The organism is Ketobacter sp. GenoA1 (assembly GCF_003671475.1).
In the GTDB taxonomy this organism is placed as follows: Bacteria; Pseudomonadota; Gammaproteobacteria; order Pseudomonadales; family Ketobacteraceae; genus Ketobacter.
Genome location: NZ_RCHM01000009.1, coordinates 125,853 through 140,673, shown reverse-complemented (window position 1 = coordinate 140,673; position 14,821 = coordinate 125,853). Strand labels below are relative to the sequence as shown.

Genomic DNA, 14,821 nt, shown 5'->3' with positions numbered 1-14,821 from the left:
ACTGATTTTATGGGTTGAGGGGCGAATTATACCACGGAGCTCAGGCCCTGGGCCTGGCAATGGGAAGCTGTCGAGCCTGCAGGAACTGCTCGGTGGCAGCCAGTGTCATGGGGGTTTGCAGAAAGAAGCCCTGTAAGCCATGACAGCCCATTGCCACCAGGCGCTCCATCTGTTCACGGGTTTCCACCCCCTCCGCCACCACCTGCATGGAGAGCGCTTTGCCCATACTGATAATGGTTTGCACGATGGCCAGGGCCGCTGCGTTGTCATGCATATTCCAGACGAAACTGCGATCAATTTTAAGCTGGTCCACCGGTAACCCCTGCAAATAGGATAAGGACGAATAGCCGATGCCGAAATCATCCAGAGCCACATGAACACCCCGCCCCCGCAGCCGCTCCAACTGCTTGCTGGTCCGCTCCACATTAGCAATTAACGCGTTCTCGGTGATTTCTATTTTCAGCATATTGCTGCGCAAGCCCAGCTCTTCAATGCGCTTCAACATATGCAGAGAAAAACGTTCCCGCAGCAACTGATAGGGGCTGATGTTGATGGCCACGCCTTCAAACGACTCCGGCAACCCCAACTGCTGCCAGTGATGCACGTGTCCCGCCACCGTGCCCATCACCCAATCCCCCAGTTCATGTATAAGGCCACACTCTTCGGCCACATTGATGAACAGGTCAGGGGGCACCATTTCACCGTTATGGCACCAGCGGGACAGGGCCTCCAGGCTCAGAAGCTGCTTGCCGGGGCCAAAAATAGGCTGATAGTACACATCCAGCTGGTGGTGACGCAGGGCATGGCGCAGGGCCGTTTGCAGCGTAAAGCGCTTTTCCGCCTGCTTCTGCATTTCGCTGGAGAAAAAGGAAACCCGGTTGGCAGACTGGTAGCGGGCCTGTTCAAATGCGCTTTCGCCCTGACGCAACACTTCCAGGCTGCTGGTCTGATGCACAGGAAACAACACCATGCCCACCGTCACTTCGGTATGCACCAGCTTACCGTCAATCTCAAAGGGGCGCGCCACCGCCTTCTGAATCTGATCCGCAACGCCCCGGCAATAGTCAGCCGCCAGCTGGCCATCATCCGATATTTCTGACAACACCAGGGCATAATCATCCCCACCCAGCGAGGCCAGGCTGTCTTCACGGCGTTTGATGCGGGCAAGGCGCTGGGCCACCTTGCGTAACAGTGCATCGCCCACCTGATAACCCATGGTGTCGTTGATGGCCCTGAAGCTGTCCAGGTCCACATACAACAGCGCACTGAAGTACTTGTGCTTTACCGCCCGGGCCATTTCCTGCTCCAGAATCTGCAGCAGCATCTTGCGGTTGGGCAGTTCCGTGGCGCTGTCGAGAAATTCAAAGCGGTGCAGGGTCTGGGCCTGCTCCGAGCGCACCTGTTCCAAAAGCCGTTTTTGACCGATCAATCCCCGCACCCGGGCGATCAATTCATCCTGCAGAACCGGCTTGCAAACATAGTCGTTGGCACCCCGGTTCAGTAACTCGATGCGCCGGGAAGGCTCGTCATAGGCGCTTACCGCCAAAATGGGAACATCACCGTGATCACCGCACTGACGGCGCACATTGTTCACCAGCCTGATGCCACTCATGTCGCCGGTCAGGACCACATCCACAATCAGCAGATCGTAAGTGTTCTGCTGAAACCGCTCCCAGCCCTCCTCGGCGCTGGCCACGCAGAGCACATCCAGCCCCACCGAACCCAGTATGTGGGACACGGTCTGTTGCTGAACCAGGGAATCTTCTACGTACAACACGCTGCCGTTGAGGGGTTCATAGCGGCTGTTATAACGCCGGATAAAAGTCACCAGCTCTTCCACCGCATGGCGGTGAAAGACTTCGGTTGCACCGGCTTTCAGCACTTCGGTAAGGGACTTCTCGTCGTATTCCGAGGTAAACAACACGATGGGGGTATGCTGGTAACCGGGGATTTTACGCAGTTGCTGAATGAAATGGGTGGCTTGCATATCATCCGGAAACAGGGATACGCAGACAAAATCGAACAACAATTGGCGCGCAGCATACAGCCCTTCCCCACCATTGGAGAGGCAGTGACAATGCAAACCTTCCATGACCAGTTGCTGTTCCAGGATAGATCGAAAGGTTTTGTTTCCTTCCACACAGAGGATACGCATCCAATCCCTCGAATCGATCGTGCCGGTGAAATCCTTCCACCGTAACTTACCGCCAACATCGACCTGACCGGCACACCAGCCCGGCCCACCTCACTGCTTTACTGAAGCATAGTTCCCCCCACCACGATTGCCAATGCCGGAGGTCGGAGAATCGGCGCTGAGTAACGTGCGCCCCTCAGGGCTGGCGGCGCCCTCTGTTGTTACCCCTGGCCGTACATCAGGTCCACCGCTAAAGCAGCCAGGGCAATCAACAGGATAATGCCCAGCATGGCGCCAACAAATCGCTTCACTTCTACCGGGATTCGGTGCTCTTTTTCCATGGGTGTTATTGATCCTCAAGGATTTTGGCAATTTTACGGTTTCGAAAACCTCACTGTGCCATTTCTGATCGAGTGTGGCCCCCTTACACTAATCCTGTATCTGCCCCAATACAATCACACTAGCGTCAGGTGTCTATGAAAAAGGTCAACCTTTTCTCCGCCATCAGCCATTACCGGCTGGACAACCAGCCCCATATCCAGCTGCTGTTGCAGGGCCACCCCACCGGGCGCCACCTCAAGGGGCGGGAATTGATGGATCAATATGCCTCGGGCCAGCGTTATGTGCTGATCACCAGTGACGACAACCCCTTCGATGAAGTGCTGCATATCTATCTGCTGGATCTGGAACTCAATGTGCTGGACGAAATGGACTTGTCACAACCCTATACACCTGGGATCTATCAACCGCAACACCAATACGGTGAGCGCCTGGAGTTTACGTTTTTTCCTGAAGGGTTATGGTGCCTTGAAGTGCGCGAGCACCCGAAAAGCAAGCCACTGAACTTTGACCACTATCCGGTACGGCGCCCCATCAAACTGTGGGGCCAGCAATATCTGCGGCTGCATCGGGAACAGTTTCAGGTAGCCTGATTCTGCAGGCACGCCCGGTATAAGTCCGCCATGGATTGATCAAAACAGGCAAACACCACCCGTTTGAACATCAGGTAGGATTCCAGACAGCGCTCGACTTCGTCCACCGCCACCGCCACTGCCTGGGCTTTCGGGTAGCCATAGACACCGCAACTGATGGCCGGAAACGCAATGGTACGAAACCCTTCCCGCACTGCCAGGGTCATGGCTTCCGAGTAACAGGATCGCAGCAGATTGGCTTCATCCTGGTCGCCCCCCTGCCAGACCGGCCCCACCGTATGGATGATGGCCCTGGCACCCAGATTAAACGCCGGTGTCATCACCGCCTGCCCGGTGGCACAGCCTCCGATTCGGCGACAGGCCGCCTGCAACTGCTGCACACCGGCGGCGCGATGTATGGCGCCATCCACGCCACCACCACCGGCCAGTTCGCGGTTGGCGGCATTAACAATGGCATCCACTTTCAGAGTAGTGATATCCCCTACCCAGACTTGAATTCGGTCATCCATGACGCGCACTCATATCATTGAAATCAGTAAGAACCCCATGACCCCCAGCACCACCACGGTCACGCCTACCATCAGATAAGGCATCCAATCCCGGCGGATCACGTTTACCGCCGCTGGTTGCCGCAATTCCTCCACCGGCTCATCGGTAGCCGCCACCGGCTCCAGATCCCGCTCGACACATTGCTGGAGGAGCTCCCGGCGGCGGCGGCGGTATTCAATTTTATTGAACGCGCCATCGCAATACTGGCGTGCAATGAGACGCATCTGCGGCGCCAGCTCTTTTTCTTTTTGCGGGGTCATCATTGTACTTTCACCGCGATCACCGTGACGTTGTCGCGAGCCCCGGCTTGCAGGGACCGATCAATCAGCAGGTGCGTTGCCGCCTCCACATCGCCCCCGCTCAGCAGCCCGGCAATTTCAGTTTCGTCAATCGCCCCATAGAGCCCGTCACTACACAGAAGATAGATGTCATTACTCTGCAACTCAACCAGCGTAACATCAATGTACAGGGTTTCACTTGCACCCACCGCCCGGGTGATGACATTGGACGCCGGATGATTCTGCGCCTCCTGCTCTGAAATCATGCCCCTGGACAGCATTTCATTCACCTGGCTGTGATCATCTGACACCTGCTCCAGGGTTTGATTACGATATCGATAAAGACGGGAATCCCCAGCCCACAAACACACACCGACATTCTCACGCACAAAGAACGACACCACGGTGCTGCCCATGGTGCGCCCCTCGCAGTGGGTGCGGGAATAGGTACGGATTTTATGATGCACTTCCAGCAGGGTATCTTCAATGGTGTCCACCACATCGGATAACGGCTGATTCACATCCAGGCGCCCGAGGGAAGCAGTGATCATCTCACTGGCGACTTCACCGGCCTCATGCCCTCCCATGCCGTCGGCCACTACCCACAATCCCTCGTTGTTGCGGTTGAGGAATGCATCCTCATTCATGTTTCGAACGGCGCCGCAGTGAGTTGCTGCGCTACTTAGCCAATGGGTCTGCGCCATGCAGTTTCTTACTCATTCTGAATTTCGTGTGTATTGTTACAGTTGTTGCTGAAAAAGGCCAATGGTGTGATCGCATTCAATGGTGTGCTCCACCCGCACTGTGCCCAGCCCCCCGTTAATAAAGAAGTGTAGCACTGTGCAGCCGGCAGATAACCACTAATCAGATGGGCCGGGGCAACGCGTTCCGAACCGGCACTGCTCCACAGGCTATAGGCCGACAAGCGTTGTTGCAGCAATTCGTGCAACAGATAAGGATATCCCTGCCCCGGGCTCTGTTGCGGCGGTATAAACAAGGCCAGCGGCCGACCCGGTTCCCACTTACCCGCAGCGCGATGATGACACTCTAAAGGCCGCAGTTGCTGCAGCCGATGCTCGATCTCGGTAAACGAATGGCCCGCCTGCAGTGCCTCCACGGCAAAGGCCTCCAGGGCGTCAAACCAGTCCGCCGCCTCCAGCAATGGTGCGGTTGGCAGCGTATCCGCCGCCAATGGCTGTGCCAATACCAGGGGATAATAGCGCCCCACCTTATCCACACTGGGCACCATCACACCAGCCCAAACCCGCTGATCCAAAATGCCCTGACTCAACACAAAGCGCCATACCGGGCTGGTCAGATACACCTCCAGCCAGCCATTGCCCAATGCCTCCTGGGACGCCAGCAAACTGCGTTGCATCCACTCATCCCAACCGACACAGAATGCCAGCGGCAGATTACGGGTTACAAAATCCCGCTGTTGTGGCAACTTACCATGCAGACCCACTGCACTCGCTTCATTCATGGAATACCGTTCCTCGCTTGCAACACCGGCCGACAGACACTAGATAGACATGCACCGGATAAAAACTGCAGAAAAATTGATCACCCTGGGCTTTTTACTGATGGCCTGCACCGGCTGTACGCGCTATCAGGACATGGCCGACAACGCCGGCCTCAAGACATCAATTATTGAGGGCACAATCTACCGGCACCGAATCTACCGCCATCAACCGTCCGGCCCGGAACGCCCCCCTGAACGCTGGCACGTGTACATTGAAGGCGATGGCCGGGCGGTGACCGCCGCCGGCACCCCCAGCCTGGACCCCACCCCCCGCACCCCATTACTGTTACCCATGATGGCCCTGGACCCGCAACCGGCACTGTACCTGGGGCGGCCATGCTACTTTCACACCAGCGACCCTCGATGCAGCCCCCTCAACTGGACTCTGGCCCGATACAGTGAAGCCACCGTCGCCAGTATGGCCGCCGCCCTTGAAAAAGCCCTGGGTACCGACACTCCGGTCACCCTCATCGGTCACAGTGGCGGTGGTACTCTCGCCGTGCTGCTGGCCCCACGGCTCCCGCAGGTGGATCAGGTGGTGACCCTGGCAGGCAACCTTCAGGTGGGCAAATGGACTGCTTATCACCACTACAGCCCCCTGACCCTGTCGCTGGACCCCGGCCGGCTGCCCCCCCTGCCCGCCGACATCCGACAGTATCACCTGGCAGGAGCCCGGGACCGGGAAATTCACTGCCACTGGATTCGGGAATACGCCGAAACTCAACCGGGTTCACACTTTCAGCAGGTCAGTGGTGCCGATCATCGCACAGGATGGCCCCCCTGGTGGACACTGATCAATTTAGAACCAACTATTAAGACTCAACGATGTGACAAAGTAACGAGGTAGAGTTCCGCCCCTGAGGGTATACTTGTTCTCATAACGGATTCATTTGAGGTGAAAAATGCGTGCTCCTAAAGGATTTCAGCTGACTGCAAGCGGTTTTTGCATTGGCTTTCTCAGTGTCATACTCAGTGCCTGTGCAACCGCTCCCAATCAGCCCGGTAACGGTCAGGCCGCTGAAACCAAAAATGCCGACGATCTCCTGATCATTGATTGCCTGCTGCCTGGCCAGGTGAAAAAACTGGGCACCCAGACCACCTTCCTGACCGCTCGACGCCCCATCAAAACCACTGCCACCGACTGCGAGATTCGCGGTGGCGAATACGTGGCTTTCGACCGGGCGGATTATGCCACGGCCTTGAAGATCTGGTTGCCGGTGGCACAGTCCGGCGACGCCGAGGCCCAAACCTATGTGGGTGAGATTTACGAGAAAGGCCTGGGCCTGAAACCGGATTACCAGGCCGCCTCCGTTTGGTACGAAAAAGCCGCCAAGCAGAATTTTTCCCGCGCCCTCATCAATCTGGGCAACCTGTATGAAAAAGGCCTTGGCGTGGCCCAGGACAAGGCCATGGCCCTGAATCTGTACCGTCAGGCCGCCGGCCTGCAGAGCGATGATCTGCTGTATGCCTCCACCGTGGAAGTTCGGGCAGTGGACCAGAAAGAACTGATTCGACTGAAAGATGAAGTGGCCTTCAAATCCCAGCAACTGGCGGCGGCTGAAGGCCAGCTGGCCAACCTGCAGGCAGACCTGGCACAACGTAAGCAGGCCCTGGCCGCTGCCGAGCAAACACAGAAAAATGCTGAACTGGCCCTGTTTGCCCAGGAATCCAAAGCCATTCACGAGCAAAGCCAGGCGTTGATCAAGCAATTGAAATCGGAATTGAGCCACGCCCGCCTGGCGGTAGACAATCAGCAACAGCAGTTGGCCGCCGCCAACCAGCAGTTGAACCAGATCAGCAATCAGGTTGCCAGCACCAACACCAGCATCCTGCAGTCGGAAACCCTGATTGCCAGCGCCGACACCATGCCCATCATTGAGATTATCGATCCCCCGATGACGCTGATGCGGGGCCTGCCCACCATTCCGGTGAAAGCGTCCCTCAGGCAAAAAGAAATTGTCGGTAAAATCAAAGCCCCCAATGGCCTGAAAAGTTTCAAAGTCAATGGCCGGGAGCAAACCATCGACGAATACAATCTGTTCTGGGTGAACGTACCCATTGACGGCGACCGGAAAACCGTGAAGCTGGAGGCCATCGACACTAACAACAATCGGGTGGCGTTCAATTTCAGTGTGGTGCCGGACCAAAGCGCTGTTGTCTCATCCGTGCCGGATACGGCGCAACCGCTGGCGGTGAAATCCGGCCTCAACCTGGGCAACTACCATGCCTTGGTGATCGGCAATAATGACTACCGCAGTTACCCCAAGCTGAAAACCGCCGTCAATGATGCCACCGAGACTGCGTCTGTGCTGCAGGAAAAGTTCGGCTTCAAGACAACCGTTCTGAAAAACGCCACCCGTTACGAAATTCTGGCGGCGCTGAACGAGCTGCGGGAGCAACTCACCGATCAGGACAACCTGCTGATCTACTACGCCGGCCATGGTGAGCTGGATGACAAAACAGACAAGGGTTTCTGGTTGCCGGTGGATGCAGAACAGGGCAACTCCCGCAACTGGATTTCCAATGCCGCCATTTCAGACATTCTTAACACGCTGAAGGCAAAGCACGTTATGGTGGTGGCGGATTCCTGCTACGCCGGTACCCTGTCCGTAGCCGCCATGCCGCGGGTGGACGAATCCATGCCCGACGATCTGCAAAAGGAATGGATCCTGGCCATGTCACAGGCCCGTGCCCGTACCGTATTGACCTCCGGCGGTGTGGCGCCGGTGCTGGACGGTGGTGGCGACGGGCATTCAGTGTTTTCCCGCGCGTTTCTGGACACCCTGCGTAAAAGCGATGGCATCATCGAGGGCCACTCGGTTTATCGTGAAGTCCTGAGCCGGGTGCAGACCAAAGCCCGCAGCCTCAATGTGCAGCAGGTTCCGGAATACGCACCGGCCCGCTACGCCGGTCATGAGGCCGGGGAGTTTTTCTTCAATCCGGGTACCACCATCTAACGCCAGCAGGGAAGCCAATGTCCAGCCGCGTTCTTTCCGCCTACTTTGACGACTTTCGCAAAGGTAAACGGCAACGGGAAGAACTGCGGCAGTTCATGGAAGATGCCATACGCAAGGACCCTATTCGACGGGGCCATTTCATGGGCTGGCTGGATCAGGCACAATATGAGCATCCGATTCCGGTGACGGAATTTCTGTTGCTCAGAAGAGAGATTGAAGCCACCTTGGACACTGACGATGAAACCCGCATAGCCCCACCACAACAACCGGTAAAAACCGCACCGGATGCGGAAACCCTGGTGGCCGGGGATGAAGGCGCCACTCTGATTGCCCCATCTACCGGTGACGAGGGTGACGCCACCGAAGTTTCCAGTGGCAGTCAGCCCAGCGATATGGCCCGCCTGCACGATGTCCCCACCCTGATTGCCGCGCCCGGGGGGAAGCTCCCCGATCCCGCACCGGAGCAGCCAGAAGACGCCACGGTGGTGAGCGGAACCCATGCTTCCGTGGCCGCAACACAACAGTCCGCCGCACCCACGCCCGGCGCAGCGCAGGCAACCGCTCAACCGGCGCGCTCAGGCAAGCCCCCGCTGATCCCGCCCACCTGGCTCTGGGGCAGCGGTGTATTGATTAGCATCACGCTCCTGCTTGGCTACTGGGCATTGCAGCCCATGACTAAAGTGATCCGGGTTGAACCTGCCGAGCCCACAGTGGAGGCGGACACCCCCGCTGCGGCGGCTTTGCCTGAGCAACCGCCGCCGCAGGACATGGCCCCCGCGTCAGAGCCGCAGCCACCAGCCGGCGAAGCGCTCACCGCTGCCGAACAAGTACCCCAGTCAACACCGGCACCTGAAGCGAATACCACAGCAACCTCCGTGGCGCCCCCGCTCACCGGACTCAGCGCGCAACAGGCATTGGCGCTGTTACAACAACGGATCGGAGAAGGCTTGTTGCTGCCACTGGATCAGCCAGGCAACGCCCAGGAAGTGTTTGACTTTATGGAAGCCGAGCACGCCGGATCAGCGGAGTTGTTGCAAGCCCGCCAAGCGTTGAAAGACACTTACCTGGCAGCCAGCAAACGGGCACAGGGCAAAGCCCAGTGGGATGATTCGCAGACTCTGTTGGATGCGGCGTTTGAGGTGTTGAATACTACTGCTCGATAACCCGATTACGCAGCAGCATAATACGATCATCATTGGGAAACAGTTTCTGGGCCAACGCCAGATGCTTTTCCACATCTTCCTGCCGCCCTTCCAACGCCAATAACTGAGCGCGTTTGAAGAACCGGTTCTTGACCCGGTTGATGCCATCCAGCGCCGCACTGTGCTGTGGGTCCACCTGCAGCACCAGCTGATAGGCTTCGAACGCGTTGCTGCCCTGGGGCGACACCAGCCGCCCAACTTTGAAATGGGCTTCCGCCACCGCCATCAAGCGCTCCACTTTAGCCTGCTCCTCTGCGGACAGGCCACCGGCAGCGGTTTCCACACCGGGCTGGGCCATTTTCTGATCACGCTGCAGCTTGAACCACATACCGCCACCAATGGCCAAAACCAGAATCACCACAGCCATGGCTGACCACAACACCAGGTTATTGCGCTTGCCCGCAACCGGCGCCACGGCGCTCTGCAGATCTTCACGAAACTCTGCCGCGGTCTGATAACGGTGGCCCACATCCTTGCACAGGGCTTTCTTTAGGATCCCGTCAAAAGCCTTCGGTAGCGCAGGATTCTGGCTGCTGGGGCGTTCCGGTTCGGCAGACAGTACGCTGTGCATAATGGCGTGGGTGTTATCGCCGCTGAAAGGCTTCTTGCCCGCCAGCAACTCATACAACACCACCCCCGTGGAAAACAGGTCGCTGCGGGGGTCCACCGGCTGCCCCTTGCACTGTTCCGGCGACATATAGGAAGGGGTGCCCAACACGCTGCCCATCTGGGTCAATTCAGCGTTATCCACCCGGGCAATACCAAAATCCGCCAGTTTGATCTGGCCGTTATGGGTGATGAACACATTGGCCGGCTTGATGTCACGGTGCACAATGCCCAGTTTGTGGGTGTAATCCAGGGCACTGAGGATCGCACCAATAATATGCACGGCCTCTTGCGGACTGTACTTGCGACCATCCTTCAGCAGCGTTTTCAGATCGTGGCCTTCCACGTATTCCATTACAAAATACGGGGTCCCCTTATCCTGATCAAATTCATAGATCGAGACGATATTGGCGTGATTGAGACGGCCCACGGCCTGCGCTTCATTGCGGAAGCGATCCAACAACTCCCGCCCCATTTCCGTATCCAGCAGGGACGCGTGGATGGTCTTGATGGCCACCGGCCGGGCAATGTTGGGGTCAAAACCTTTGTAAACCACCCCCATTGCACCTTTGCCAAGCAATCCCTGGATCTGGTATTTGCCGAGTGATTGGGGTTGGCTCATGGGGCGACATCCTGACCGGTCTGGTTATGGTTAGTGTTAAGCGTAGCAAGGGTCACAGACAAAGGGGCCAAATATGGCCCCTAATGTGCTGAAAGTGTGAGGATTATAGCGCCTCAGCCCTGTAATTCGTAGACGTGGTAGGCTTCCGGCAGGTATTGATCAATGGTGGTACCCAAATAAGAGGCGTTATCCGGGATGCCGTCCCCGGTGGCAAACACCCGGAACTGGCGCGACACCTTGGTGACGGTCATATCCGCCGGAACCTCCGCCCACATGTAAATGGTGCGACGCGGCATCAGATATTCCACGTGGATGATATTGGCGCTCTCAGGCAGATCGATGTTTTGGACTTCTTTGGAAATGGGGACTTCAAACTTATGGATGGTTCTCATGTAATACTCTCGGTCAGAACGCGTTCAGGCTGATCACTGGCTACCGGCAGGGGCCGTCACACCAATGTCTTGGTCGGACTCTATAATAAGCCCAATGATTGCCAATACGATGATCAACGTCAAACGATTTTGCAAACCGGCCGATTGCACGCCTCAGGCCAGTAGACCGTACAGAGCATAAAGCACGATCCAGGACCCCAGCCCCATCAGCAGGCACGGACCCAGGTTGGTTTCAACGGTGGAGGTATCTTTGAGATCGCTACGCAACAGATCCTTTCGCACGCCGGCTTTGTCCTTGTTATGAGTGATTCGACGGTAGACTTCTGTCATAAAAGTAGTCGATGGATCATGGTTTCGCACGCAATGCACCCTGTTTTTGATCGCATTTTCTGTTTTAATCTTCTATCAAATCCAGATAACAAAAAAATGACAGCGGATCAGGAGCAAGAGGGGTATGGCCACTTGGAAGTCCCGGGTTGAAGGCTGGTTTGGCCGGCTGGCGAATCAATTGTACGATCATCCGATTCGTGCCTTGCTTTGCCTGGTGTTGGTGATCGGGGTCAGCGCCACCCAATTGCAGTACATCTACTTCGACACCTCCACTGAAGGCTTCCTCTCCCCCGACCACCCCGCAATCCGCGATTACAATGCGTTTCGCGAGGAATTTGGCCGTGATGAGCTGGTGATCATCGGTGCCCGCACAGAGAACGTGCTCACACCCGGGTTTGCAGCCCAGTTCCGGGCTCTGTACCAGGATGTGGATCAGGGGTTACCCACCACGGAATCGGTGGATTCCCTGATCAGCGCGCGCTACGTACACGGTGCCGATGACGAGCTGATGGTGGAGGATCTGTTTGAACCCTGGCCGCAAAACCGCGAGGATTTTGCCGAGATCCTGCGGCGTATCAACAGCAACAACCTGTACCAGGGATTATTCGTTAGCCGGGATCTCAGCATGGCTACCATCGTCATCCGGCTGCATTATCTGAAGGCCGATACTGACCTGGAGCCCGGTCGCGCCCAGGCCCGGGCGGATGCGCAAACCGCTGGGTTTCTGCGCCAACTCAATGAGATTCTGGATCAGCATCGCGAACGGGGCATGACCCTCTATGTGGCCGGCTCACCGGTGGTCACCGACCTGCTGCGCACCAGTATGGTAACCGACATGCGCACCTTTTCATCGTGGATCATTGGCACCATTGCCTTACTGCTGTTGGCCCTGTTCCGGCGTATCAGTGGGGTCATTCTCCCCTTGATTGTGGTGCTGCTGAGTGTTGTGCTGACCATCAGCCTGATGGGCTTTTTTCGCCAGCCCCTGCAATTGCCCACGGCCATGTTGCCGTCCTTTCTGATCGTGGTGGGCATCGGTGATTCCATCCACTTCCTGAGCCTGTTTTACGCGGAATTCAACCGCACCGGCCACAAGCGCAACGCCATTGTGCATTCACTGGAACACAGCGGGCTGGCAATGTTCCTCACCAGCCTCACCACGGCGGCGGGCATGGCTTCTTTTGCCAACGCCGATCTACTGCCGGTGTCCAATCTCGGTGTCTTTACCGCGGTCGGGGTCATGGGAGCATTCCTGATCACCATTGTTGTGTTGCCGGCCAGTCTGCGCCTGCTGCCTCTCCGCACCAAGGCCCGGGGGCATTCGCCCCACACCTCGCCATTTCTGGATCGCGTGATCGATGGCGCCACCCACGTCAGTTTCCACTTCCCCAAAACCGTGGTGCTGGTGTGCAGCCTGCTCATGGCAGGCGCACTGGTGCTGGCCTCGCACATGGAATTCAGCCACAACCCAATGAAATGGTTACCGGATTCCATGCCGCAGAAACAAAGTATTCTGGCCATTGATGGCGAGCTCGGGGGCAGCATTTCGCTGGAAATTGTAGTGGATACCGGCACGGACACAGGTGTCTATGAGCCCGGGTTCCTGAAGAAACTGGAGCAACTGGGCGCGGAACTGGCGGCCTTTGAAAACGCTGATTTCAAGGTCAACAAGGTGCTGTCCATCACCGACCTGGTGAAAGAGAGCAACCGCGCCCTGCACGACAATGATCAGGCTTATTATCGCATTCCCGACGACCGCGCCCTGATCGCACAGGAGCTGTTCCTGCTGGAGCTGAGCGGATCGGAGGATCTGTTTCGCCTGGTGGACCGGGAATACCGCAAGGCCCGCATCACCCTCACCCTGCCCTGGATCAACGCCCTGCTCTACGCACCGCTGATGGACACCCTGGAAGAGCGTTTTCATGCCACCCTGGGAGAGGAGTATGACGTCACCATAACCGGTTTAATTCCGCTGTTGGGCAGCACCCTGAACTCGGTGATCCATTCGGCCGCAGAAGCCTATGTCATCGCGTTGGTGGTGATCAGCCTGCTCATGATTCTGCTGCTGGGCAACCTCAAGCTGGGCCTGATCAGCATGTTCCCCAACATCCTGCCCATTGCCATGGTGATTGCGTTGATGCAACTGAACGACGTGCCCTTTGATATGTTCACCATCTTGATTGGCTCCATCGCCATCGGACTCTGTGTGGATGACACCGTGCACTTCATGCATCACTTTGGCCGCTATCGGGAGCGCGGCTACGGGACCAAAGACGCCATCGCCCACACCCTGCACACCGCGGGCCGGGCCATGCTGGTCACCAGCATTGTACTGTGCAGTGGTTTTCTGGTGCTCACGCTGTCGCAACTGAATAACTTCACCCACTTCGGGGTGTATTCCAGCATTTGCATTGTTCTGGCGCTGATGGCGGATTTTCTGCTGGCCCCGGCATTGATGACGTTGCTCAATCCGGTACAGCCCGACACGGAATAAGGTGCCCTAGGGGTCGGATTTCAGAAAACGCTGATCATCGAAGGTTTTCACCAGGTCGGGAAAAAACACCGTGACCGAGGTCACCAGCATGCCGTTCATAAAGCCTTCCGAATACAGCAGCGGCACCACAAAAGCCCGCTTATCCCACAACGCCAGCAATGCCTTCTCCGGTAACAGCAGCCAGAATAACCCCAGCAATAAAAGGCAATTGAGCAACGTAGTGAGCAAGGTGCCGAAAAAACCGAGCCCCAGGATGTAGACAAACAGATTGCGGGTCGGCAGCCGCTCAATAACGCGCAACAGGGCGTAGGCCAGGGTTGCGGGAATCCAGGCTGAAAACAGCCAGTCCCAGGGCAGGGATTGCCACTGGGCGGTTCCCACCAACACCAGCAAAGCCAGTGCCAGCGCACCGGTGGCAAGCGCAAAGCACCAACCAAACACCAGGGTGATGGTGGTCATCAAAAACGGGTGGAAAGAAAGCCCCGGTATCACCTCAAACTGAAACGACCAGATCAGGCATAACGCCACCAGAGATCCCAGCAAAGCATGTTGCCTGGCGGGTACCGACAATATGGCCTGCCAGGGCGCCCGCCACAAAGCCAGCAACAGCAACACACTGCAAACCAAGAACGCCGGCCACAGGGGCAGGCTCTGCATAAGCTCAGATGAAAACGTCATATTACCGCCCCCTAACCTTGCCAACTGCGTCTAAAATTCAGGATTTCATCTTCCCCGGCCCACGCAAAATCCACAAGCCTGTCTATCATTAATCAGGGCCAGCACCCTATTCCGATCCGCTCAAT

14 protein-coding genes are annotated in these 14,821 nt (G+C 57.0%); 5 read left to right on the top strand and 9 right to left on the bottom strand.

What is annotated here, in order from left to right:
* Positions 1–40: 40 nt before the first annotated feature.
* Positions 41–2,155 (bottom strand): EAL domain-containing protein, encoded by a 2,115-nt coding sequence (locus tag D9N13_RS02045; protein ID WP_290585241.1) that lies wholly within the window; start codon positions 2,153–2,155, stop codon positions 41–43.
* Between the two features lie 455 nt (positions 2,156–2,610).
* On the opposite strand from D9N13_RS02045, the gene D9N13_RS02040 reads away from it, so the two are divergent.
* Positions 2,611–3,066, top strand: coding sequence for a hypothetical protein (locus D9N13_RS02040; protein ID WP_290585238.1), 456 nt, complete (start codon positions 2,611–2,613; stop codon positions 3,064–3,066).
* Here the strand turns inward: D9N13_RS02040 and D9N13_RS02035 are convergent.
* The 4 genes from D9N13_RS02035 to tagF are packed head-to-tail and all read right to left on the bottom strand — an operon-like array spanning position 3,054 to position 5,376.
* Positions 3,054–3,575 carry an O-acetyl-ADP-ribose deacetylase gene (locus tag D9N13_RS02035; protein ID WP_290585236.1) on the bottom strand — a complete coding sequence of 174 codons (522 nt, stop codon included), beginning with the start codon at positions 3,573–3,575 and terminating at the stop codon, positions 3,054–3,056. The two genes, D9N13_RS02040 and D9N13_RS02035, sit on opposite strands and share 13 nt — an antisense overlap.
* Before the next feature lie 9 nt (positions 3,576–3,584).
* A complete protein-coding gene (locus tag D9N13_RS02030) occupies positions 3,585–3,878 on the bottom strand; it encodes a hypothetical protein (RefSeq protein WP_290585234.1) in 294 nt (97 codons plus the stop codon).
* Entirely contained in the window at positions 3,875–4,597 is a 723-nt protein-coding gene (locus D9N13_RS02025; protein WP_290585232.1) for a PP2C family protein-serine/threonine phosphatase, read from the bottom strand. The genes D9N13_RS02030 and D9N13_RS02025 overlap by 4 nt, the downstream gene beginning before the upstream one ends.
* Positions 4,598–4,605: 8 nt before the next feature.
* Positions 4,606–5,376, bottom strand: a complete 771-nt coding sequence (gene tagF, locus D9N13_RS02020) for a type VI secretion system-associated protein TagF (protein ID WP_290585230.1) — start codon at positions 5,374–5,376, stop codon at positions 4,606–4,608.
* A 49-nt stretch (positions 5,377–5,425) separates the two neighbouring features.
* Here tagF and D9N13_RS02015 point away from each other — a divergent pair, with 49 nt between their 5' ends.
* Genes D9N13_RS02015 through D9N13_RS02005 form a run of 3 tightly spaced genes read left to right on the top strand, consistent with a single transcriptional unit; the run spans position 5,426 to position 9,535 of the window.
* A complete protein-coding gene (locus D9N13_RS02015) occupies positions 5,426–6,262 on the top strand; it encodes an alpha/beta fold hydrolase (protein WP_290585228.1) in 837 nt (278 codons plus the stop codon).
* A 55-nt stretch (positions 6,263–6,317) separates the two neighbouring features.
* Positions 6,318–8,372: a caspase family protein gene (locus tag D9N13_RS02010; RefSeq protein ID WP_290585226.1), complete on the top strand. Its 2,055-nt coding sequence runs from the start codon at positions 6,318–6,320 to the stop codon at positions 8,370–8,372.
* Positions 8,373–8,389: 17 nt separating this feature from the next.
* Positions 8,390–9,535 (top strand): hypothetical protein, encoded by a 1,146-nt coding sequence (locus D9N13_RS02005; RefSeq protein WP_290585223.1) that lies wholly within the window; start codon positions 8,390–8,392, stop codon positions 9,533–9,535.
* On the opposite strand, the gene D9N13_RS02000 is transcribed toward D9N13_RS02005, so the two are convergent.
* The 3 genes from D9N13_RS02000 to D9N13_RS01990 all read right to left on the bottom strand — a co-directional run bounded on the left by D9N13_RS02000 (position 9,522) and on the right by D9N13_RS01990 (position 11,524).
* Entirely contained in the window at positions 9,522–10,802 is a 1,281-nt protein-coding gene (locus D9N13_RS02000; RefSeq protein ID WP_290585221.1) for a serine/threonine protein kinase, read from the bottom strand. The two genes, D9N13_RS02005 and D9N13_RS02000, sit on opposite strands and share 14 nt — an antisense overlap.
* A 113-nt stretch (positions 10,803–10,915) precedes the next feature.
* Positions 10,916–11,194: a hypothetical protein gene (locus D9N13_RS01995; protein ID WP_290585219.1), complete on the bottom strand. Its 279-nt coding sequence runs from the start codon at positions 11,192–11,194 to the stop codon at positions 10,916–10,918.
* A 153-nt stretch (positions 11,195–11,347) separates the two neighbouring features.
* Positions 11,348–11,524, bottom strand: a complete 177-nt coding sequence (locus D9N13_RS01990) for a hypothetical protein (protein ID WP_290585217.1) — start codon at positions 11,522–11,524, stop codon at positions 11,348–11,350.
* Positions 11,525–11,648: 124 nt separating this feature from the next.
* Here D9N13_RS01990 and D9N13_RS01985 point away from each other — a divergent pair, with 124 nt between their 5' ends.
* A complete protein-coding gene (locus D9N13_RS01985; protein ID WP_290585215.1) occupies positions 11,649–14,018 on the top strand; it encodes an efflux RND transporter permease subunit in 2,370 nt (789 codons plus the stop codon).
* 6 nt (positions 14,019–14,024) lie between these two features.
* Here the strand turns inward: D9N13_RS01985 and D9N13_RS01980 are convergent, their stop codons facing one another.
* The gene (locus tag D9N13_RS01980; protein ID WP_290585213.1) at positions 14,025–14,696 is read right to left on the bottom strand and encodes an energy-coupling factor ABC transporter permease; all 672 of its coding nucleotides are present in this window, start codon (positions 14,694–14,696) and stop codon (positions 14,025–14,027) included.
* Positions 14,697–14,821 lie beyond the last annotated feature (125 nt).

Bases quoted from the DNA above. Each gene is read 5' to 3' on its own strand.
- D9N13_RS02005 (WP_290585223.1), top strand. From the start codon at position 8,390: ATGTCCAGCCGCGTTCTTTCCGCCTACTTTGACGACTTTCGCAAAGGT.
- D9N13_RS01995 (WP_290585219.1), bottom strand. From the start codon at position 11,194: ATGAGAACCATCCATAAGTTTGAAGTCCCCATTTCCAAAGAAGTCCAA.
- D9N13_RS02040 (WP_290585238.1), top strand. From the start codon at position 2,611: ATGAAAAAGGTCAACCTTTTCTCCGCCATCAGCCATTACCGGCTGGAC.
- D9N13_RS02045 (WP_290585241.1), bottom strand. From the start codon at position 2,155: ATGCGTATCCTCTGTGTGGAAGGAAACAAAACCTTTCGATCTATCCTG.
- D9N13_RS02025 (WP_290585232.1), bottom strand. From the start codon at position 4,597: ATGGCGCAGACCCATTGGCTAAGTAGCGCAGCAACTCACTGCGGCGCC.
- D9N13_RS02000 (WP_290585221.1), bottom strand. From the start codon at position 10,802: ATGAGCCAACCCCAATCACTCGGCAAATACCAGATCCAGGGATTGCTT.
- D9N13_RS01985 (WP_290585215.1), top strand. From the start codon at position 11,649: ATGGCCACTTGGAAGTCCCGGGTTGAAGGCTGGTTTGGCCGGCTGGCG.
- D9N13_RS02030 (WP_290585234.1), bottom strand. From the start codon at position 3,878: ATGATGACCCCGCAAAAAGAAAAAGAGCTGGCGCCGCAGATGCGTCTC.
- D9N13_RS02010 (WP_290585226.1), top strand. From the start codon at position 6,318: ATGCGTGCTCCTAAAGGATTTCAGCTGACTGCAAGCGGTTTTTGCATT.
- D9N13_RS01990 (WP_290585217.1), bottom strand. From the start codon at position 11,524: ATGACAGAAGTCTACCGTCGAATCACTCATAACAAGGACAAAGCCGGC.
- D9N13_RS01980 (WP_290585213.1), bottom strand. From the start codon at position 14,696: ATGACGTTTTCATCTGAGCTTATGCAGAGCCTGCCCCTGTGGCCGGCG.
- D9N13_RS02035 (WP_290585236.1), bottom strand. From the start codon at position 3,575: ATGGATGACCGAATTCAAGTCTGGGTAGGGGATATCACTACTCTGAAA.
- tagF (WP_290585230.1), bottom strand. From the start codon at position 5,376: ATGAATGAAGCGAGTGCAGTGGGTCTGCATGGTAAGTTGCCACAACAG.
- D9N13_RS02015 (WP_290585228.1), top strand. From the start codon at position 5,426: ATGCACCGGATAAAAACTGCAGAAAAATTGATCACCCTGGGCTTTTTA.